Below are 21261 nucleotides of genomic sequence, written 5' to 3' on the forward strand. Positions count from 1 at the left end.
ACAATGAAACAACAAAAAAAGCACCGTTCTCTTCAGAGAGACGATGCAGTGGATGGATCTATTATTTTTCCTTTAACAATAATTCGATGTGTTGGATTAACCATGGGATGACAAGTAATCAACGTAATCTCCTTATCTACTCCATTGGGGTCCAGCACCTCAACTTCTTCAGGCTTTACATACAGCTTTTCTGTCACCGTATATTCAAAAGTTTCGGTTCCATTATTCACTTGAACCTTATCACCAACTACAATTTCATCAAGTCTATTAAAGTTTCTTCCATATGTATGATTCCGGTGTCCTGCTACGGCATAGTTGCCGATCTCTCCGGCTTTTCCCGTATTCTCAACACTTCCCAGGGTAATGTTCAGATTACTCGCTGTTGCTCCATGAAGAATCGGCTGCATTAAATTGATCTTATCTATGATTAGTATTCCTTCTGCGTTGGGATGGCCAAGATTTGAAACTCGATCAGACGCTGAATCATCTTCCGCTGTCTCTGTCTTTACGGCTTCACTTGCGCTGTTACCCTCTGCAGCGCCTTCACCATTATTAATATTAAGCATACTATTCTGCCATTCTCTTATAATCTGCTCCTTTTGCCTGTCATGATACTTTTCTGCCAATGCCGGATAGAACAGTACAACCGCTCCGGTGACAATAAGCAGCAAAGCAGCTACTTTTATTTTCATCTACATTCAACCTGTTCTTTAATTAATTTGCTGCAAGGTACTCATCCACTGCTCATACCAATTGGTGATTTCTTTGCTGGGAGGGACATCAAATTCCTCTTTAAATTTGTTTAATAGAAGACGATACTGCTTTTGAACCTCTACTTGATAACTCAACATCGCGTATATTTTCATTAGACCGAAATATCCCTCTTCCAAATCAGGCATCTTTTCCTTCACTTCTTGATAGAGGAGAATCGCTTCCGTATACTGACACTGTAATATGTAGTAATTCGCAATATGTTTCACATGGTCCAGCCAGATGAGACGAATCCGTTCTTGCTCACACGATGCCCAGGAGTAAAGATGCTCCTCCAAAAAATCACCCGTGTATCGCGCTTTTATGGATAAATGAGTATCAAGTGTGTCCGAAGTAACCTTTCCAGCCTGGTGAAGATCCCTTTCCCAATCATCCACATCCAGATTTAATGCTCCCCACACCATTCGATAGCCTTCATCCTTATACTTGATCTCCAAATCAAGTTCTGCTGCCTTAATCACTTTTCGAATCTGATAGATCGCCGTATATAGCTGAGCTGTTGCTCTTTCCACATCATATTCTGGCCACAGCAAATCTATCAGCAATTGCTTGTTAACGGTTTTGCCCCGATGATACACAAGATAAGCAAACAATTCGGGTGCCTTCAAAGTTTTCCATGAAAAATAATGCACATTTCCTTTGAGATCAATATAGTGCAAGTTTTGTAAACAGCAAAGTGTTACAAGGACCGTGTGACTGGGGGTCGATGTGCTATTCACCGTCGTATTAACAGCGCGTTTCAACGTTTTGGATAGACGTGTCCCATGCACCGGTTTCATTAAATAATCGAATGCATTCATCTCAAATGCCTTAATCGCATATTCCTGATATGCTGTTACAAAAACAACTCGTATATTCGGCTGGATCTGCTGCAGTCTCTCTGCCAACTCAAACCCATCAATCTCCGGCATCCGCACTTCCAAAAAAGCCAAATCCACCGTCTCCTGTGAAATGAACCCTATAGCTTCGAATGGGTCTTGAAAAACACCTGAGAGCGTAACCTTAATTCCCTCCTCATATTGTCCTGCTGTCAAAAGCTTCTCCATTTTTTCAAGAGCAAGTCTCTCATCATCTACAACGATCACCCTTAAGACCATCGTGTCCAATTCGCCCCCCAGTTCGTTGTCAACTCTACTCATTTCTGTTTCATATATAGTTAGACAGCAAAAAAAAATATATATCATTACAACTTAATCATACGCTACTAAATATTTTTTGAATAACGATTCTGCAATGCCACATTTTGGTAATTGCAGATAATCACCCGCGCGAAGCATTCCTCCAATTGTTCCTGTGCCCACACATTGCAATCTCCCAAACAGCAACAAGCCGCCCAAGGATAAACCCTGAGCGGCTTGTATTGTCACGTAATATCTTATTCTATTAAAAACCGAACTCTCCCTATGCAGATCATACATGCTTAAACAGCAGTACAAGAGTAAGCAAACCTGCCACTTCAAGGAACTCATTGAGAGCTCCATAGGTGTCCCCCGTTAACCCGCCTAGCGCTGCATTCAATCTCCGTGCCAGCCAGGTACCTGCCGCCCATATAACCAAGGGGAAGATTAAAAAACCAAGAAGAGCGAGAATTAGCGAATGATCATCCATAACGATGAATGGAGCAATCGCTGCAGACACTCCGGATAATATCACCGCAGTGAATAGTGCTGCCCATAAATGCTTTTGATCCATATCCTTGAATTGTCCCGCCAAACCGCCTTTGCCACGAGCCATAGGCCAAGAGGACATCGCATGAACCATAAACCAGCGGCTCCAGATCAACGGGAGAAGCAGAAGCCCTGATGCATATGAGTTGCTGACCAGCACCGAATAGATTAAAGACAGCTTTAGAATAAGCAGAAGCACACAGGCAATGACACCCATAGCTCCGACACGGCTGTCCTTCATTATATCCAGCATCTGCTCACGGGAGCGATAGCTCAGGATCCCATCCGCTGTATCCATCCATCCATCCAGATGAAGTCCGCCGGTAAGCCACACCCATAAAATAAGAGTCAGCGCTGCTGCAGGCATTACAGGAAGCAGATAGGTTAACCCCGCGCCCGCTCCCCATACAACAAGCCCAATTGCAGCTCCAACGAGTGGATAGAACCTCACGCTTTGGCGAAAAAGTGCGGGTGAGTAATCCAGATTTGCCTTGACCGGAAAGCGTGAGAGAAATTGAAAAGCGGCCGCAGCCGCTTGCCCCTGTCTCTTCATAGCTGATACTCCCTGCTCTTCAGCTCAACTGGAATGCCCGCTGTGACCAGGAAGACCTCGCTGCTGCGTCTCGCTATAGCCTGATTCATATAGCCCGCTAAATCACGATACAACCGACCAAGCGGATATTCCGGTACAATGCCGCTGCCTACTTCATTCGTCACCAGAATCAACTGACCCGGGTACTGCTCCGCTTGATCTGCAAGACGGGCAATTTCCGATTTCACCTTCGTTTCCGCATCCTGTTCACCTTCCAAGGAGAGCAGAATATTGGACAGCCACAGTGTAAGGCAATCGACCAGAACCGCAGGAGCAGCCTCACCTTCACCTCGGCTCTGTTCCCCCCAATTGCTCAGCAGCTCCACCAACTTCAAAGGCTCTTCTACATTTCGCCATGCATAGCCCGCTTGACTGCGCTGAAGCTGATGGAGAGCGATCCGCCCCTTCATCTCCTCATCGAAGGCTTGCGCCGTAGCGACGTAAATGGCTTCTGTTGATCTCGACATACATAGCTTCTCGGCAAAAGTGCTCTTCCCGCTCCTAGCCCCGCCTGTAACAAGTGTGCTCATTGAGCTTGCTCCTTCGTTTCACCTGAAATGCCTGCACTTTCGAACGTTGCCATCTCACGAACGATACGGCATGCCGCATCTACAAGATGAAGACATAATACACCGCCTGTGCCTTCTCCAATACGAAGGTCTAACTCCAGTGCAGGATGAAGATCCATCTCCTGCAGCAGTCTCCGATGCCCCTGCTCGTGAGAAGCATGAGACACGATCATATAATCAGCCGCATCCGGACAGATCGATTTGGCAAGAAGCGCCGCTGCACTTGAAATGAATCCATCAATAATGACAGGACAACCATGTACGGCCGCTCCGAGGATAACTCCTGCCAAGCCTCCAATTTCAAGTCCGCCTACCTTGGCCAGCACATCTACAGGGTCAAGCGGGTCAGGCGCGTTCACCTTCAAGGCTTGTTCCACAACGGATATCTTATGCTGTAAACGGGCATCGTCAATTCCGGTTCCCCGGCCAACCGCATCAACTACAGGAATATCGGTAAGCGCACAGATAACAGCTGAGCTTGCCGTTGTATTTCCGATACCCATTTCACCTGTAATAAACAGCTGTATTCCCCGTTTTACCGCATCTTCAACGACCTTCACACCGACCAAAATAGACTGCACCGCTTCATCATAAGACATTGCAGGACCCTGTGCCATGTTCGCAGTACCATACCGGATTTTTCGCGATAGAAGATCAGGATGGGATATCTCACTGTTTACCCCGATGTCTACACATACTACATCTGCACCCGCTTGTCTGGCCAGCACATTAACCGCAGCTCCACCTGCAAGGAAATTGTGAATCATCTGCGGAGTAACCTCTTGAGGAAAAGCACTGACACCTTCTTCGCATACTCCGTGATCGCCTGCCATAATAATCACTTCTCTGCGGTCAAAAGAAGGCTTTACCTGCCCCGTGATACCCGCAAGCTGCTGTGCCATTGCCGCAAGCTTCCCAAGACTGCCCGGAGGGACCGTAAGATTATTGATATGCTGCTTCGCTGCCTCAACTGCAGTCTGATCCAGTCCGCGAATTTCTCCGATATATTCCATGACACGTTGTCTCATCATCACTACTCCTTTATCAACTTATGGTTTCACCAATTCAGGATAAATCGCATTGGCAATGATCTTAAGTCCTTCGATCACACGCGGTCCCGGGCGGCTGACCAGGTTATCATCCAATCCATAAATGGCGTTATTCTTCACTGCCGTAATCTGATCCCAGCCACTGCGAGCTTTAATCATCTGGTCCAGCGTTTGCTTGGTTTTCTCATCCACAACATTTTTGGAGAACAGAATCACATCCGGATTATCCTTAATGATCTTCTCCTCGCTAATTTCATTCCAGCCTACCGTATCCGCAGCTACATTAATACCGCCTGCCAGCGTGATCAGCTCATCTATAAATTCGCCGCTGCCTACCGTCCAGCCCTCGGAGAATTCGATATATACTTTCTTCTTCTGTTCAGAAGCAAGGGACTTCACTGCTTCTGTCACTTCATCCCGATCCTGCTTCATTTTGTCTACAACTTTCTTGGCTTGCTCTTGATGATCAGTAATCTTACCGAACAGTTCGATATTGGCAATCACATCATCTACCTTTTTCGGGTCTGTCTTGAAAACGGGTATTCCCAGATCGCGCAAATGCTGCGCTGCCTCTGCACTCGTGGATATCCCTGTAACAACAAGATCAGCCTGTGCCGCAATAATTGCTTCCTGGTTAGGACTGAACAGGTCGCCCATCTTGGGCTTGGCTGAAGCTGCTTCCGGATAATCATCAAAATCCGATACTCCGGCAATCTCTTCATTTAATCCAATCGCGAACAGGATCTCCGTCTCCGCTGGCGAGATCGAAATAATCTTCTTCGGCGCTTCTTTAAACGTGAATTCCTCACCCGTAGCATCCTTTACCGTCAAAGGATACTCGGTTTTAAGCGTATTCCCTTCTTCAGCCGGCGGCGCTGCTTGCTCCGCTGGTGCCGTTTCTGTCATTTGCTTCGGTTCCCCGCTGCTACCACAGGCGGCAAGTGCCAGTACCATGATGAGTGCCAAGGCACCCATTGTCCAATTCTTCAATAATTGCTTCATCCTTTTTCTCTCCTCTACTATTTTGTTTAAGCAGAACATGAGAGAAGCTTCTCTTGTTACTTCAATGAAATCCCCTTAACGAAGTCCGCACAAAATAAAAAAACCTGATCTCCTTATCATCAAGGAAGAATCAGGGGTTACGTCTTACAGGCTCATGATGATTACCGTGTATCACAGGCCAAGACCAGATACAGGGCTAGATTGTAGGTTATACAGTCAGCAAGCCAAAACGTAATCCTTTCCTCGAAGGACCGTCGTACGACTTATAAGGCAGGTCTCCTGACTCACAGGTTCTCGATCTTCTCTCCTTCCCATCCTGCTTATCACAGAACAGTGGTATATAGAGAATCTCCCTGTTTCACAGTGGCGGGACCGTGTCGGAATTTCACCAACTTCCCTTTTAACCAGATGTAAAAGCAATTATCGCCTCTCATTTCTGGACCCCATAAGTTATGCTATTCATTTTCGATACAAGTATTACCTCTCATTTCATGATTATAGGTTAGATAAGGTCGACTTACAAGCTTTAATAAGCGGAGTCTGTAAACTCCAAGCCAATCATATCTGCTCATATCCGTGTACCTGTCCATCTTCCAGAAGCATAGTTCAGCTTTAATGTTAACACACCCCCGGGATCTGCTGTAACATCCCAAAAGGATGAACCGGGGATCGTTATTGCAGCCATCTGTCTGATTACTCCTCCATGCGTGACGATAAGGACGCGACCTTCCCGATCCTCTTCCTGCAAGGAGAAGGACAAGCTGTTCATAAAGTCCATAATTCTCTGATGAAAATGCTCCCAGGATTCTCCGCCCGGAGGGGTGACGGATCGTGGATCATCCAGCCATGCTCGGTATGCCGGGAGATCTTTCAGCTGATCGTAAGTCTTCCCCTCCCATTCTCCAAAATCCATCTCCCGCAAACGGGAATCCATAATGGCCTCTTCGGATGAATCCGGGCAAATCCAGCTCAAGGTTTCACGGCATCGCTTCAAGTCACTACAAAAAATGGTGCGAAACCGACTTCCTTCAAGAGATTTCTTTAGAGGTAAAAGCTCTGTAAATGACTCCTCAAGCAGTCCAAGATCGGTATGCCCCAGATACCGTCTCTCCTTGTTCCAATGTGTCGCCCCATGACGAACACATACCAGCTCTATCTCCATAATGCCCCACCTGCAAATCCTGAGATTAAGACTCCAATCAATAAAAATAATACGGATGCCATCAGCATCAACCGAATGGTTGACCGAATATCCTCCCTACTCATCGGACGAACAGCCTCGCCCATATAAGCCCGAAAGGAGGTTATGCCATGATACACATTTTCGCCGCCAAGACGAATGCCTAATGCTCCAGCTACAGCTGACTCCGGAAATCCGCTGTTGGGACTCGGATGCAAACGTGCATCATGCTTGATTGTTCGATAGGATCGTCTGTAGTCAAGGCGCAGCATCCAACTGCTGGCGATAAGCAGCAATGCTGTGATTCGGGCCGGAATAAAATTCGCTGCATCATCCAAACGGGCAGAAGCCCATCCCAGGTTGATGTATTTTTCATTCTTGTAGCCCACCATAGAATCAAGGGTGTTCACCGCACGATAGGCTATCGCCAGCGGAGCTCCGCCGATAAGTGCATAGAACAGCGGGGATACAATGGCATCCACGATATTTTCCGCAACGGTCTCAACCGTCCCGCGTACAATTTCAGGCTCATCCAAATGCGCCGTATCCCGTCCGACAATCATACCCAGCGCTTTCCGTGCAGCAGGCAGATCTCCCTGTCTCAGGTGATGGTACACCTCCATCCCTGCAGCCCTTAGGCCCTTCGTCGCTATCGTTGTCGCAATCAGTAGGATCTCGACTCCTGTCGCAAGCCAAGGATGAATGAGATATAGTCCCTTTAGAACAACCCAGGTGATAAGCAGCGATCCGCCTGCGATAATGACAGGAAGTAGAATACCGGCCTTTTTCAATTGGCCTGGCTGTGTAAACCGTCTGCGAATCCACTTTTCCAAGCGCTTAATCGCGTTTCCCATCCCGATCACGGGATGAGGCAGCCATCGCGGATCTCCAATAATGAGATCGATCAGATAGGCTGCACAAAGAACGAATACGATGTTCCATTCCATCATGATGGCTTCACTCCCGGAGCCTTGTAGCTTTCAATGACGGTGCCATATACCGTGCGCCCGATTGCGGCCCCAAGATCTGTGGCTGTACCGCAGTATCTGTGCTCGGCAGAATAGAGGACTGATTGACTGACTCCAAGCACGATAGAATCGGTTGTCGTTCCTGTCGCGATTAAGCCGTTCTCTGCATCGCGTATACCGAGGTCTGCAAGTGCAGCCGTCTTCGCTTCTACTGCAGTTATAACCGCATTGACCATGGCTGCCTGTGTCATTCTGGCATCAATGATGAGCATGATATTAATCGTGCCGGGCTGATATGCCGGGAAAGTTGTCCGCTCTGATCCAGCTCGCGCACCATTCGATACTCCCGCTGTAGTACAGCAGAATACAGAAGCATCCTTGCCTGTCTCTTCAAGAACAGAAGCGTACTCCAGGCGCACCGCTGTCAATAATCCTGCTGTCGATTGCAGGGAATAGTCCCATTCACGGAACAACCCCTCAATATCCTTTTCCGGATCACTGACATTGTAAAACCGATCTACATATATATTAGCTGCGCGGTCAAGTTTACCCACTCCGCCGCCGTGTATTGCACTGCTCAAGCTGTCAAATGGACCAGGGAATTGAAGCAGCAGATAGCGTTCGTGCCGCGTCAGGGTTAAACCCGGCACAACGCTAGATTTGTACTCTGTAATATCACTCTGCAAAAAAGGCGTGGTCATCTCTTAACTCCTATTCTCTATTTTCATTCTGAAGCACACGTTCTATTTCGGCCAAAAATACTTGATTCGCTTTCGCATCCTTCACCGCAATCCGTACATGCCTCTCTCCAAGCCCCGGATACATGGCACAGCTTCGAATGAGAATCCCTCTTTGCCCAAGCTCCCGCTGCATATCGATGGCTCGCCAAGACTCGGGGAGCTTTACTAACAAGAAATTGGCCTCCCCAGCACTGACCTCGCATCCAAGTGCTGAAAGGCCTTGTACCAATGCTTGACGCTGCTCCGTAATCAGCTTCATCGTTTGCTGCTCGAATTCCCCGTCACACGCAAGAGCCGCTTCTCCCGCTAACAGCGCCAGCCCATTCACACTCCACGTCACCTGCTTACCTGTCATGAACCGAATCACATCCGGATGAGCTACAGTAAATCCTAAACGCAGTCCCGGAATTGCATAGAATTTAGTCATCGACCTCACCAATATCGTACCCGGATAGTTTTCAAGCTCTCTCAATAATGACGCCTGCTGTTCTTCTGGAATGAAATCAATAAAGGCTTCATCAACAACGAGATAGGTGTTTGATTGTTCGGCCTTTTCCGCTAACATACGGAGTTCTTCCAGGCTGTATTGTACACCGTTCGGATTGTTCGGCTGCCCGATAAACACCATATCCACCTGCTGTATAAGCTCACTTATGTCCTCGGCTGCCCCTCTCCAGTCCAGCTCTTCCCTGCCCCGCACCGAGCGCACCTCGATATCAAACTGCTCCGATAGCTGCCGATATTCGGAGAAGCATGGCTCAATAATACCTACCGATTGCGGATAGAGCCCAAGCAGAATAAGGGACATACACTCAGCCGCGCCATTACCTACACAGATATTGTCTTCACTAACCCCCAGTTTGCGACTAAGAATATGTTTGAACTGACGATGACCCGGATCAGGATAGCGAATTATTGAAGATAGAGCCTGTTCCAAATGATCCTGCACCTGCTTGGGAGGCCCGAGAGGGTTGATGTTGGCACTAAAGTCAAGAAAATCGGTCTCTTTTCTGCCATACGCCTCCGCTGCCGTTTCTAAATCTCCCCCATGCCCATAACGTTCTATCATTCTGATTACGCTCCTGACTTAATAGATTCAATGATGCTATTATCGCGCCAGAACTTCAGATGCGTCAATTGGAAGTGAGGATATTACTCATTTTTTGATTCGCTTCATACAAAAAGAGCCTTCCTCATTAAAGTAGAAGCTTCTACTTGTGGGAAAGCTCTGAATTTAGTTTATCAATTTATGAAGTAGATGATCTATCAACCGGTACTTTACCGATCTCTCTCGCTGGAATCACGATCTGCACAGTCGTACCGATCCCTCGTCCACTTCCAATCTTTACTCCATAATCACTGCCGAAATGAAGCTGTATCCGGCTATGCACATTGCGGATTCCGAAGCCGGTGTTGAGTCCTTCGATCGGATCAAATATCTGTCGAATTCGTTCGGCTGGCATCCCAACCCCGTTATCGATAATTTTAAATACGATCCGCTTTCCTTCAAGTCGGCCGACAATACGAATATTTAATGAATCCCCCATACGGGCATGCTCGAACGCATTCTCAATAAAAGGCTGCAATATTAATTTAATCGTCTCATATTTAACGATCGCCGGGTCAATATCATAATCAATGGTAACAGCATCGCCGAACTTCGTCCTTTGAATGTTAATGTACGCCTCGGCCTGCTCCAGCTCACTGGAGACTGGAATCAGGGTTCGCCCTTCGTTCAAGGACAGTCGGTAGAACTTGGCCAGATCAAGTACCATCCGCTGCAGCTTGTCGATCTCTCCGAATTTGGCCAGCCTGCTGATCGATGACAAGGTATTATATAGGAAATGAGGATTGATCTGAGCCTGTAAGGACTCCAGCTCAGCCTCTTTCTTCTCAATCTGCGTCATGTATACTTCCTCAATCAGATGATTGATATTTTGTCCCATCTCATTTAAAGCCGAAGCGATCTCCGAGAATTCATCATTGCCCTGATAACCCATCCGCTTATGCAGTTCTCCTTCGCGATAAGCGTTCAATACAGAAACAACCTTATTCATCCGAATCGAGAAATAGCGTGAAATAAACATGCCGGCAAAGGTAAATACAACGAGACAGAGCAGGCAGATTGCGATAATGAACATTTTCACCCGAGCTGAGTCCGTCTCCATAACCGTCAAGGGAACATAAGCGGTCAGCTCCCAGTTCTGACGACCGACGCTATCCTTGATAATAAGATAGTTGTCCATGTTGGCATAATCAGGTGTCCTGCCTGACATATATAAGATGCTTCCCTGCTCATCCGTGACCCATAAGGTGCTGCCTTCCCCGATTTTGGAGTAATCGATTGCCTCAAATAGCTCTTGCTTGCGTAAGCTGATTCTCATAAATCCGATTTCCCGTGGTTTTACCTGGTATTTTAAATCAACCAACCGCCGAAGCAGTGAGATTCGCCCAAGTTCATAATCACGCTCTACCCTCTGCCATTCCATCGTTAGCCCAAACTTTTCCTCAGGAAAGTTTTTGTGCCAGACCTTATCTTCAATCCGGTTCAAATGAAATATATTTGTGTTCTTGATTCGTTCCAGTTGATCCGGGTCCTCGCTTTCAAAGGAACCATAGTATCTTTCCGGAAGGGTCTCATTGCTCAAGAATATGTACATAGCAATGTTCAAGCCTGTAGCATTCATTGCAATATTAAACTTCGGTATAATTATATCTGCCATCCGCTCATAGCTGTTCCAGCCTGTCTCATAATTTTTGAGTGGAATAATTAAAGATTCATCGTTATACAGCATATCGGAAATCCGCTCTACATCACGCATACGGTACTCAATATTATCTTTAATCTGGGTAATCGTCCCCTGGATGTTGTTCCTTGTATGCTTGCGTATTGAATTCTGGTACATCGAGTTGGAGAAATAACCGATTGCAATCATGGGAATGATGATAAAAACCATATATGTTAACATCAGCTTATATCCAAAAGGCATAAACCTCATTTTTCTTGGCGAATTTGGGACCTGCATACTCATCCTCCGTCATCATTCACGTTTACGGTATTCGGCCGGTGTCATTCCGTAGGTCTCTCTGAACTGCTTGCTAAAATAAGGAATATAACGGTACCCTACCTGATCCGCTACCTCATAGATCTTCAGCGTGGGATCCTTCAAAAGTTCACGTGCCTGCTCCATGCGCATGGATATAAGCACCTCGCTAAAGCTCTTGCCTACTTCCTCCTTGAATAAATAGCCTAAGTAATTGGGAGAAAACGAAAACTGCTGGGCGATATCCTTCAAAGTGATATTCTCATGCAGCCTCTCCTTGATCATCTTCTGAATCTCACGAATCAGACGACTGTTCTTGGATACTTCGTTCTCGTGGATCATCTCGGAAATTTGAAATACTTTCCGTACCAGCCAGGAACGGATATCATCCATCTTTTCAAGTTTCAATACGACATCAAGGCTATTCAGCTCCATGCCCAGCATCTCGAACAGATCTTTATCCAATGTATGTAAGTATTGATCCAGCTTAAATATGATATAGGTTGCCAGGTTGTAGATCGTAAATTTGGACCTGAACGTAGACACCGACAGGAATAAATTATCGATTTCATCATGAATATTGACCAAATCATAGTCGACCATGGCCTTGAATAAAGCATCAAGTCGTTTATCCAGCGTGCGGGCATCCTTAAGCTCCGATTCTTTCTGGACATCGTTATATTTGATCAACAAGCCACGGTCGAAGAACATTTTACCGTCCAATGTCTCAAGCGCCTGATTATAAGAAGAGGATATTTGATAAATATCGTTGACCTGCTCGCCTAATCCCAGTGTGATGGAGCTGGCTAGTTCACTATCTAGAGCTTCGAGCATTTCTTCAATGCCTCTTCCCCATACATGCTTGTCCAGTACGAGTGCCCACCGATATCGGGACAGCTTACACCAATGGATTTCTTTCCTCTTCACAAACTCCTGAAGCTGTATATGACATTTCTCTAGCATTTCCTGAGCCTCTGATTCTGAAGTTACTCTTCCTCTCAACAGTTTTAGCTCATCAATCTCCAAAACAGCAGCCCTCAGAGGGGCTTCCATACAATCAAGGCCATAAGCCTGAACGAGCTTGTTTACTTGCTCATTTATCGGGGAAACCTGTTCTCCTTCCAGCAAACGGAACAGCAGATCATTCTTAGCCATCGGCTTGAGATGATTGAACTGCTCCTCAGCTTCCTTCCTTCGTTTCTCCTTCTCGAGCTCTTCAATAACGCTCTTTAGAGAAGCGATCAATTCGTTATCATCCATTGGTTTAAGCACGTAGCTGCAAGCCTTCATTGACAATGCTTGCTTAACATATTGAAAATCCTGATAACCGCTTACAAAAATAATCCGGATATTGGGGTTTTTCTGGATTGCGATTCTGGCAAGCTCAAGACCAGACATATTGGGCATATTTACGTCAGTGACTAAAATATTTATATCCTGCTGTTCCAGTACCTCACAAGCAGAAAATCCATTACTTACTGCTGCAACAACTTCAAGCCCAAGCTCAGACCAAGGGATGAATTGTTTCATGCCCTCTAGATCAAGTATTTCATCATCAGCCAACAATACTTTATACACGATGGCACTGCCCCCCTTGTGGTTGGTTATATATCCCACTATACTCTGTGGAATTATTGATGAATAGATTAATTTAAGTATCCGATCATAAATGTTGCGTTAAAATGCATAAAAAATGCATAAAAGGGCCCCCTAGGGGCCCCCTTCCAGAATACAAATTATTTACCAGCAGTAATTGCCTTATTCTCAGCCCATTTTTTGGAGTAATAGTCTAGCGTCTTTTGGAATCCAGCCGCCATTGTATCATCATAAGCTTTATCGAGAAGTGCAAGCGCTTCCTCATCAGACTTAGCATACAAGGTTTGTGCACGTACTTTCAACCAAATATCTTTGGCACGCTGACGAGCAATACCCTCTTCCGTGTCTGGGAGCGGAGACAAATTCAGGAATTCAGTAGCGTTTCCTTGAGTCTTCCAAGTAATTTGATACTGCCAGTAGGTTGCCCAGTTCCGTTCTGCATCACTTAAGGTTGATTCAATCTTACCCTTTACATTATTAATGTAATCCGTATTACCTACCCATTGCAGCGGATCTGTGAATGCCTGGAATTCTGCAAGCTTATCTTTTTCTTTTGCATAATTCTCGGTGAATTTAGGTGTTTCTCCATCTTCCTCAAAACCATCCCAGAACTCCCCTGGGGCTCCAAAATACTGAAGTGCCATACCCTCAGGACCAGTCCACCAGTCAAGGAATTCAAACACTGCTTCTGGATCTTTCGCTGCAGTTGTAATTAAAGCAACGTTCCAGCCATCTGTAGTGTAAGTTCCCGGATAAATTTTATTCTTATCCAGTCCTTCCTTATGAATCGGCCAGATCATAAAGTATCCGGCTTCAGGATCTTTCTTTCTTAATTCTGCATCAGCCTTACTAGCATATAAAGTAGGATTCGATGTTGCATATACCGCTACACGCCCGTTCATCAGCTTCTCATCGACCTGATCACGTGTTTGAGTCATCGCATCCTGAGTCATCAATCCTTCACGGAACAGTTTCGCAGCATACACTACAGACTCGCGGAACGGTTCATCCTTATAGATCGACTTCATTTGATCGCCATCAGGAACGGCGTAATATCTGGTGTAGGCAAGATTATCTTCCTTAAATGCGGAGTAAATTTGTTCAAGACCATTTCCTTCAGCAGCCAGGTCAGTCTCAAACGGAATTACGTCCGGGTATTTCTCCTTGACCATTTTCAAATAAGCATACAAATCATCAGTAGTTTCAAGTTTAGGTTTACCTAGTTCGTTATAGATCTTTGTGTTAACTACCCAGCCTGCGTTCCCGTTCGCACCACTTGTGTACCAGTTCGGGAATTGATACAGCTTGCCGTCCGAGGATTTCAGGAAATTCTTTGCTTCCTCAGGGAGCCATTTTTTCAGGTTCGGGTATTTTTCAATATATTCATCAATCGGTACGAGCAAACCAGCTTCACGCAGACGTTCTACATCCGGACCCTTGTCACCCCAAATAACGTCAGGGAGATCACCAGAAGCAATCATCGTATTCAGTTTTTGCGCTGCGCTACCACCATTAGGTATGTTAGTAACAGTCACCTTCTTGTTGTCCTGTACCCACTTCGTCATTTCATCGTCGCCCCATTTAGGCATTACATACCAGTCGTAATTCCCGTAGAGTTTAATCTCCAGAGGCTCCTTGCCAAGTTTGTACGTCTGAGGTCCTTCTTCTTCTTTCGGTGGAGTTGTGTTCTCCTTCGGAGTCTCCGTATTTGACTTTGGAGGCTCTGGCTCTGGAGCTGCAGTATTGCTTTTGCCGCACCCTGCGATCATAGCAATAACCATTAGCATCGACAGGACAGTTACGAGCAGCTTTCTTCTCTGTTTCATACGCTGTTTTTTCCCCTTTCAAATCCTTGATTTTGTTTATGGTTAAAGCAAATGCTCTAAACCCAGACTTAAGTAAATCTTTTCAGACTCTTATTCATAGATTGCTACTCTTTCAAAGAACCTACCAGTACGCCCTTCACGAAATACTTCTGCACGAATGGATAAACGCATATTATCGGAAGGGTGGCCACCATCATTGTAGCCATGGATAGCGATTTACTCGTTACAGTCTTGGCTCTTTGCATAGCGGCAAGTGCGGCGGAATTCATTTCCGAAGCCGTTTCACTAACGATATTAGATAACAGGAGTTGTCTGAGTATCGTTTGAATTGGATACTTCGACTCATCCGAGATATAAATTCCGGCTAAGAACCACTCATTCCAGTGTGCAACTGCAGTAAACAGGGACAATGTTGCAATTACCGGACCCGACAGAGGAAATACGATGCGGAATAATGTCCCCCAGTTCCCACAGCCATCAATCTTCGCAGATTCTTCAAGTCCAGCCGGTAATCCGCTAAAGAAGGTTCGGAAAATGATCATGTTCCAGACCCCAACCATTCCTGGAATGATGAATACCCAGAAGGAGTTCATCAGGCCAAGATTACGGATCAACATAAATGAAGGAATAAGCCCTCCGCCAAAATACATCGTGATGATACACATAACCATATAGTATTTACGGCCCATGAGCTCCCGCTTGGACATGCCGTAAGCGAATATTGCTGTGGAAAGAATGGAGGTAACTGTACCAACCACCGTACGAAGTACAGAAATTGTAAAGCCACTCATCATCCGTTTGTCTTTAAAGACGATTTCATAGTTTTCCAAAGTGAATGATCTTGGCCAAAGCGTAACCCCACCCTTGGATGTATCCAACCCCTGGTTAAACGAAACTGCAAGGGCATTCAGGAAAGGATATAAAGTAGTTATAGATAATACGATTAAAAATGCATATATAAATGTGACCATAATGCGATCCCCAAGGCTATCTTTCATGTCCAAATTCCTCCTCTGATACTGTGCCTTTTACCATAGACTGTTGCCGCTTCTTCTCGCAACAAGGTTCGCAATTGTAAGCAGGATGACACTAATCACAGACTTAAATACTCCAACAGCAGTTGCATAAGAATATCGGTAATTATTTATTCCGACTCGAACGACATATGTATCAAGCACATCGGATACATCTCGCAGCGCCGGATTTGCAGCCAGGATCAAAATATCTTCAAAACCTGCACTAAGCAAGTTACCGATATTCAGAATCATAAAGATTGAAACAACTGGCATGATTGATGGTATCGTAATCAGGAAGATCTGCTTGAAGCGGCTAGATCCGTCGATCGACGCTGCCTCATAAGTATGAGGATCTACTCCTGCAATTGCAGCCAGATATACAATGGAGCTGAAGCCAATTTCTTTCCATACATTTGTCGTTACGAGAATTCCCCAGAAATATTCAGGCAGCGACAGGAAGTTTATCGGTTTATCAATTAAGTTCAGTTTCTCCAGCAGCATATTAACGCTACCATTATCCACCGCCAGCATGGAGGTAACCAAGCCTCCAAGGATAACCCAGGACATAAAGTGCGGTAAATAGGTGATCGTCTGTACGATACGCTTGAACCTCATCCTTCTAACTTCATTCAATATCAATGCCAGAAAGATCGGTGCTGGAAAACCAATACAGAATTTCAGCAAGCTGATCACGATTGTATTGCGCATAACTAATCCAAATTCAGGGGAATTAAAGAAATAATTAAAATGCTTCAATCCAACCCAAGGGCTGCTCGAGAAACTGTGTCCGATCTTGTAATCCTGAAAAGCAATCAAAATTCCATACATCGGTATGTAGCTGAAAATGAAAATCAAGATTAAAGCGGGTATTACCATAAGCTGTAAATCAATTTGCCTGAAAAAACGGACAAATCCATTCTGAAACTTTCCTTTTGGCTGAGGCTCGATTGCTTTATCTACGGAAAGTTGTGACATTTTTAGTTCCTCCCTACTATCATTCTCCGTCTATGTATCATTCTAAAGGACCATGAAATCGTTTACTACTTGATCAATCAACGAAATGTGATACTTTTCAACAACAATTAAGGATTGATTGAACACGAAAAAAGCTTTCCCATAGGCAGAATCATTTTCTACTTTATGAGGAAGCTCTGATTGCAACATAAAAACCTCCCATAAGCTCGAATGAACTCATGAGAGGCTTAAAGAGGCTTATCAAACCTTTTATTACTGAAGTGCTTCTAACTCATCTCACCTACAACCTTGACTCTTAATCTTGTCGCATTTTCCGGATGATAGGCAAGCGGAGTCTCTTCAACTTCAACCAATTTAACCGTATCCGGATTGGCCCCTGCCATTACCGCTTGTTTTACCGCTTTGTCTTCAGCATCCTTAAGCGAATCTTCTCGCGGTTCACGGGAATAAATATAAATCTGTTCGTACTGTCCGCTAATTTGAGAGATCGAGGCTCCGATGGCATTCGCAACCCCCCCGTTCTCTACTTTCACGATATCAGCTACACCAGGAATCTGATCCGGTATAATTACGCTGCCTCCGCCTACGAGCACAATCTGTACATCCTCGGAAGAAGTCTTCATCTTGTCAATCGCATTGGCGAGGAATGAAGAAATGACGGATTGAACCTCTTTCGCAAAGGATTCATCAATATGGCTGACCAGGCTCTTATCTCCCACATCAGCTAATCCGAGACGCACCGCAATGTCTGTTGTCGTCAGTGTACTTCCTCCGAAGACGAGTGCTTCTTCTGCGATCTTATAACCTACGCTATCTGGCCCGACCGTAATCTTGCCGTTGTCTACACGAACAATGCTTCCTCCGCCAAGTCCTACAGAGATAATATCCGGCATTCTGAAGTTTGTACGAATATCCCCCACCTCTACCGCTACAGAGGACTCCCTTGGAAAACCATCCTGCAAAACACCGATATCGGATGTCGTACCGCCAACGTCGATGACCATCGTATCTTTAATGTTCGCCAAATAGGAAGCTCCCCGAATGCTGTTCGTTGGTCCGCAAGCAATCGTAAGAATCGGGAACTGCTTCGCATATTCAATCGACATGAGGGTACCGTCATTCTGACACAAGTAAACCTCTGCGTCTTGAATTCCTTCAGCCTCCAACGCATGGGTAAAGCCCGTTGCAGTCGTCTCTATAACTTGGCATAAAGCAGCATTCAGAATCGTTGCATTCTCACGTTCAATCAGGCCAACCGATCCAATCAGGGACGAACAGGAAACCGGATAGTCTTCGCCGTATGCCTCCCAGATGAAGTCACGTACCCTGAGCTCCTGATCATTTTTGATAGAGGAAAATACACCAATGATCGCGATTGATTCTACTTTGTCCTGCCATTTGGCCAGCAGATCTTTAATCTCCTGCTCATCAATCTCACCGAGCAATTGACCATCATATTCATATCCGCCATGAACCAGAGCATAGTTACCTGATAATTTGTCCACCATGTCTTTTGGCCAAGCCGTATATGGCGGGACAGACGCGGTAGCTGGATATCCCAAGCGGATCACACCAACCGTAGCTAATTTCTTACGTTCCACAATCGCATTGGTGCACTGGGTTGTGCCGAGCATGGCATGCGTGATTTTCGTCTTATCGATATCCGCTTCCTTAAGTACTCTTCGCAGGGACGCCTCGATTCCTGTCTTGATATCCAGTGTCGTTGGGGATTTTACGCTGTGGATTAACCGGTTATGTTCGTCCAAAATAATAGCATCTGTATTCGTGCCGCCTACATCGATTCCGATTCTAAACATGCTTAGCCACCGCCTTACTTACCAATTCCTCAATTGGAACATAGTCGTAATCATATCCAAAGTATCTCGGACCTACCGTTTCGATCCCTTTTTCCGTTCTCCATTTGGAATGTGCCGGCAGCCCGATAACGCGTATACGTTTACCGTATTTCAGACTCTCCGTCGTTACAGGAAGCAAGGTGTCATAATCGACCAGACAGATGAGATCCGGTGTCATGGCTGTAACCTGTCCATTCTTCTCGGCAATCAGGTTCTCATTCTGGAATCGAACCTTCATCTGCTCATCTTTATATACTTCAATGCCTTCCAGGTTCATTTTTCCGAGGTTAAAGCCACCCTTGGTCTCCCGAATCACATCGTTTATTTTTCCTTGGAACAGCTCGTAGCCGGATGTCAGATTTAGAAGCTCTTCCAGCTTGTCCTTGGCATCTCTATTCTTTGAGGTAATGATCTCCCCGATTCTCTCTGATAAAGTCACAATGTTATGGACGCCGCTTTTCTTAATTTGAGCCCCTGTTGTTGAATACAGGCTTACCAGTGCACTGGCTCCCATCTCTACTGTAGCTGTACGAGCTAACCGTTCGGTCCATTTATTGTCGATCGTCTCGAAAATACCCATATTCCCTTTCTCATCCGTAATCGCCATCGGCGCAGCCGAAATGCCATCCAGGTTAAACGTCACCATCTGCAGCTCCGGGAACGCTCTTCCCATGCCATCACAATCGATAAGCGGCAAATTCAGCTGTGCTGCTACAACAATCGGGATCATGGAATTGACACCGCCCGCTTCCATTGGAAACGTGCCTGTGATCTGTTCTCTGCCCAAATACTTGGCCAGCTTCTGAAACACCTTAACAAATTCGTCGCCTTTCGGAAATTTCTCCACTAATACAGACGGCGCGCCCATCATCGCAGCTGGAATGAAAAAGTCTTCATCTTCGATTTCATCCACAGAGTAAAGTTTTACAGGTCCATATTTTTCTATGGCTGAGAGGGCCATCAGTTTACCGATGTAAGGATCTCCTCCTCCACCTGTTCCCAAAAATGCGGCACCTACAGCAATATGTTCAATCGCTTGCTTATCGATATATCTCATTGATTTCCCTCCATTAGGACTGACTTAGAAGCCGTGATTCGGTAGCAGACGATATAAATAACAAATGAAATGATGATACCGAGCAGCGGCTGATTCGATACTTGAGGCAAGCTCGGGAAGAAAGACAGAACTACAGGCATACAAGCAATAATCGAACCAATCAGCCAAGAAATTACGCCCAGACGATTAACGCCCTCTGTTTCCTTCCAGCTGTTCTTATCGCCTTTGTTCATAACCCAATACGACGCAATCATAACTCCCGCTACCGGCGGAACCATGGCCGACAAGACCGACATGACAGGCGTGAAGTAATTTAAAATCCCAATCACCGCAAGCACCGTTCCAATAAGTCCAGCAGCTCCTACGGCCCATTTCTCTTTATCTTTAGAAATATGAAGTACATTGGTGAGTGCAAATCCACCCGATATGGCGTTAACCATATTGGTCTTCCATGCAGCCAGGATCAATACCGTACCTCCGATAAAAGGTGTTGTGATATTAACAAAGACAGCCGCAACATCACTCGTCCGGTAAGCGATCGATAGAACTGCACCCACACTAATCATCAATACGCCAGAAGGTACAATGCCGATTAACGCTGCTTTCAATACATCAGAACGCTTTCTCGAAAACTGCGAATAGTCGCCTGCTATAACGGCCCCCAAGGCAAAAGATCCAATCGTTACAGCTAATCCGTCCATGAATTTCATTTGCTTCTCAGGCTGGTAGCTCCAGATATTCTGAAAAGAATCCATCGTGAATGCTTGGATCAAGCCATATACGCATATCACAACCAGCAGAGGCACTGCGATATAGCTCAGTACACGCAGAACTTTGATACCATACATTGCTGAAATGACCATGACCAACCCGCTAATTAATGAAGCAAGAGGAACCGGGATATTCATTCCATACTCCGCCAACAGACTTGCCAGTGCCGCCCCGCATACGTTTGCCTGAATCCCGAACCAACCGAGGCAGGCAATGGCGAGAATAATGGATAGAATCGTACGCGAACCCTTTTTGCCAAATACCTGGGCTGCGACTTGAACGGTGGATTTGCCCAGATCCGTACTCTGGATCCCCTGCAGAATCATTAGAGCGACGATAATGGCATATCCCAAAAAAGCAATCCATAATGTCTTGGATAAGCTCATACCGGAAATGAGTGTATTCCCAACCAGGAGGCCTGGAATGCTGATGACTGCACCGGCCCACACTACCCCAAGAGTGAACCAGGACTGATGTCCGTCCTTTCTCATGCATTTCTCCTCCTCGAAAAGTAAATTTTTCTTATTATAGAAGGAGATACGGGGCTGCGTCTTTTTCTTAAACCCAAAAAAAATCCGTAAT

The 21261-nt window shown here is 45.7% G+C and carries 18 protein-coding genes and 1 riboswitch; all 18 genes read right to left on the reverse strand.

What is annotated here, in order from left to right; translation table 11 throughout:
- Positions 1–32: 32 nt before the first annotated feature.
- On the reverse strand, positions 33–692 hold the full coding sequence (locus BN1234_RS10105) for a class D sortase (protein ID WP_054956534.1): 660 nt from the start codon (positions 690–692) through the stop codon (positions 33–35).
- Between the two features lie 18 nt (positions 693–710).
- A complete protein-coding gene (locus BN1234_RS10110) occupies positions 711–1868 on the reverse strand; it encodes a response regulator (RefSeq protein ID WP_054956535.1) in 1158 nt (385 codons plus the stop codon).
- A gap of 313 nt (positions 1869–2181) precedes the next feature.
- The gene (gene cobS, locus BN1234_RS10115; protein ID WP_054956536.1) at positions 2182–2991 is read right to left on the reverse strand and encodes an adenosylcobinamide-GDP ribazoletransferase; all 810 of its coding nucleotides are present in this window, start codon (positions 2989–2991) and stop codon (positions 2182–2184) included.
- Entirely contained in the window at positions 2988–3560 is a 573-nt protein-coding gene (cobU, locus tag BN1234_RS10120) for a bifunctional adenosylcobinamide kinase/adenosylcobinamide-phosphate guanylyltransferase (RefSeq protein ID WP_054956537.1), read from the reverse strand. Before cobU ends, cobS begins: the two co-directional genes overlap by 4 nt.
- Entirely contained in the window at positions 3557–4627 is a 1071-nt protein-coding gene (gene cobT, locus BN1234_RS10125; RefSeq protein ID WP_054956538.1) for a nicotinate-nucleotide--dimethylbenzimidazole phosphoribosyltransferase, read from the reverse strand. Before cobT ends, cobU begins: the two co-directional genes overlap by 4 nt.
- Before the next feature lie 21 nt (positions 4628–4648).
- Entirely contained in the window at positions 4649–5650 is a 1002-nt protein-coding gene (locus BN1234_RS10130; protein ID WP_054956539.1) for an ABC transporter substrate-binding protein, read from the reverse strand.
- A gap of 252 nt (positions 5651–5902) precedes the next feature.
- Positions 5903–6111, reverse strand: a riboswitch (cobalamin riboswitch).
- A gap of 107 nt (positions 6112–6218) precedes the next feature.
- The gene (locus tag BN1234_RS10135; RefSeq protein ID WP_054956540.1) at positions 6219–6812 is read right to left on the reverse strand and encodes a histidine phosphatase family protein; all 594 of its coding nucleotides are present in this window, start codon (positions 6810–6812) and stop codon (positions 6219–6221) included.
- A complete protein-coding gene (gene cbiB / locus BN1234_RS10140; protein ID WP_054956541.1) occupies positions 6803–7780 on the reverse strand; it encodes an adenosylcobinamide-phosphate synthase CbiB in 978 nt (325 codons plus the stop codon). Before cbiB ends, BN1234_RS10135 begins: the two co-directional genes overlap by 10 nt.
- A complete protein-coding gene (locus tag BN1234_RS10145) occupies positions 7777–8499 on the reverse strand; it encodes an adenosylcobinamide amidohydrolase (RefSeq protein WP_054956542.1) in 723 nt (240 codons plus the stop codon). Before BN1234_RS10145 ends, cbiB begins: the two co-directional genes overlap by 4 nt.
- A 10-nt stretch (positions 8500–8509) precedes the next feature.
- On the reverse strand, positions 8510–9607 hold the full coding sequence (gene cobD, locus BN1234_RS10150) for a threonine-phosphate decarboxylase CobD (RefSeq protein ID WP_054956543.1): 1098 nt from the start codon (positions 9605–9607) through the stop codon (positions 8510–8512).
- A gap of 178 nt (positions 9608–9785) precedes the next feature.
- Positions 9786–11570, reverse strand: a complete 1785-nt coding sequence (locus tag BN1234_RS10155) for a cache domain-containing sensor histidine kinase (RefSeq protein ID WP_082423156.1) — start codon at positions 11568–11570, stop codon at positions 9786–9788.
- Positions 11571–11579: 9 nt separating this feature from the next.
- Positions 11580–13160 carry a response regulator gene (locus BN1234_RS10160; protein ID WP_054956545.1) on the reverse strand — a complete coding sequence of 527 codons (1581 nt, stop codon included), beginning with the start codon at positions 13158–13160 and terminating at the stop codon, positions 11580–11582.
- A 158-nt stretch (positions 13161–13318) separates the two neighbouring features.
- Complete coding sequence (locus tag BN1234_RS10165) at positions 13319–15004, reverse strand: extracellular solute-binding protein (RefSeq protein WP_054956546.1); 1686 nt, start codon at positions 15002–15004, stop codon at positions 13319–13321.
- A 104-nt stretch (positions 15005–15108) separates the two neighbouring features.
- On the reverse strand, positions 15109–16002 hold the full coding sequence (locus BN1234_RS10170; protein ID WP_054956547.1) for a carbohydrate ABC transporter permease: 894 nt from the start codon (positions 16000–16002) through the stop codon (positions 15109–15111).
- Between the two features lie 30 nt (positions 16003–16032).
- Positions 16033–16995 carry an ABC transporter permease gene (locus BN1234_RS10175; RefSeq protein ID WP_054956548.1) on the reverse strand — a complete coding sequence of 321 codons (963 nt, stop codon included), beginning with the start codon at positions 16993–16995 and terminating at the stop codon, positions 16033–16035.
- A 266-nt stretch (positions 16996–17261) separates the two neighbouring features.
- Positions 17262–18812: a hydantoinase/oxoprolinase family protein gene (locus BN1234_RS10180; protein WP_054956549.1), complete on the reverse strand. Its 1551-nt coding sequence runs from the start codon at positions 18810–18812 to the stop codon at positions 17262–17264.
- Positions 18805–19908: an S-methyl thiohydantoin desulfurase family protein gene (locus BN1234_RS10185; protein WP_054956550.1), complete on the reverse strand. Its 1104-nt coding sequence runs from the start codon at positions 19906–19908 to the stop codon at positions 18805–18807. Before BN1234_RS10185 ends, BN1234_RS10180 begins: the two co-directional genes overlap by 8 nt.
- Positions 19905–21170 (reverse strand): cytosine permease, encoded by a 1266-nt coding sequence (locus BN1234_RS10190; protein WP_054956551.1) that lies wholly within the window; start codon positions 21168–21170, stop codon positions 19905–19907. Before BN1234_RS10190 ends, BN1234_RS10185 begins: the two co-directional genes overlap by 4 nt.
- Positions 21171–21261 lie beyond the last annotated feature (91 nt).

The sequence above is a fragment of the Paenibacillus dakarensis genome (genome assembly GCF_001373415.1).
GTDB lineage: Bacteria > Bacillota > Bacilli > Paenibacillales > Paenibacillaceae > Paenibacillus_AQ > Paenibacillus_AQ dakarensis.

Coding starts and splice junctions, on each gene's coding strand:
- BN1234_RS10105 (WP_054956534.1), bottom strand. CDS start 692: ATGAAAATAAAAGTAGCTGCTTTGCTGCTTATTGTCACCGGAGCGGTT.
- BN1234_RS10135 (WP_054956540.1), bottom strand. CDS start 6,812: ATGGAGATAGAGCTGGTATGTGTTCGTCATGGGGCGACACATTGGAAC.
- BN1234_RS10190 (WP_054956551.1), bottom strand. CDS start 21,170: ATGAGAAAGGACGGACATCAGTCCTGGTTCACTCTTGGGGTAGTGTGG.
- BN1234_RS10165 (WP_054956546.1), bottom strand. CDS start 15,004: ATGAAACAGAGAAGAAAGCTGCTCGTAACTGTCCTGTCGATGCTAATG.
- BN1234_RS10175 (WP_054956548.1), bottom strand. CDS start 16,995: ATGTCACAACTTTCCGTAGATAAAGCAATCGAGCCTCAGCCAAAAGGA.
- cobD (WP_054956543.1), bottom strand. CDS start 9,607: ATGATAGAACGTTATGGGCATGGGGGAGATTTAGAAACGGCAGCGGAG.
- BN1234_RS10170 (WP_054956547.1), bottom strand. CDS start 16,002: ATGAAAGATAGCCTTGGGGATCGCATTATGGTCACATTTATATATGCA.
- BN1234_RS10145 (WP_054956542.1), bottom strand. CDS start 8,499: ATGACCACGCCTTTTTTGCAGAGTGATATTACAGAGTACAAATCTAGC.
- cobT (WP_054956538.1), bottom strand. CDS start 4,627: ATGAGACAACGTGTCATGGAATATATCGGAGAAATTCGCGGACTGGAT.
- BN1234_RS10155 (WP_082423156.1), bottom strand. CDS start 11,570: ATGAGTATGCAGGTCCCAAATTCGCCAAGAAAAATGAGGTTTATGCCT.
- cobU (WP_054956537.1), bottom strand. CDS start 3,560: ATGAGCACACTTGTTACAGGCGGGGCTAGGAGCGGGAAGAGCACTTTT.
- BN1234_RS10185 (WP_054956550.1), bottom strand. CDS start 19,908: ATGAGATATATCGATAAGCAAGCGATTGAACATATTGCTGTAGGTGCC.
- BN1234_RS10130 (WP_054956539.1), bottom strand. CDS start 5,650: ATGAAGCAATTATTGAAGAATTGGACAATGGGTGCCTTGGCACTCATC.
- cbiB (WP_054956541.1), bottom strand. CDS start 7,780: ATGATGGAATGGAACATCGTATTCGTTCTTTGTGCAGCCTATCTGATC.
- BN1234_RS10110 (WP_054956535.1), bottom strand. CDS start 1,868: ATGGTCTTAAGGGTGATCGTTGTAGATGATGAGAGACTTGCTCTTGAA.
- BN1234_RS10180 (WP_054956549.1), bottom strand. CDS start 18,812: ATGTTTAGAATCGGAATCGATGTAGGCGGCACGAATACAGATGCTATT.
- cobS (WP_054956536.1), bottom strand. CDS start 2,991: ATGAAGAGACAGGGGCAAGCGGCTGCGGCCGCTTTTCAATTTCTCTCA.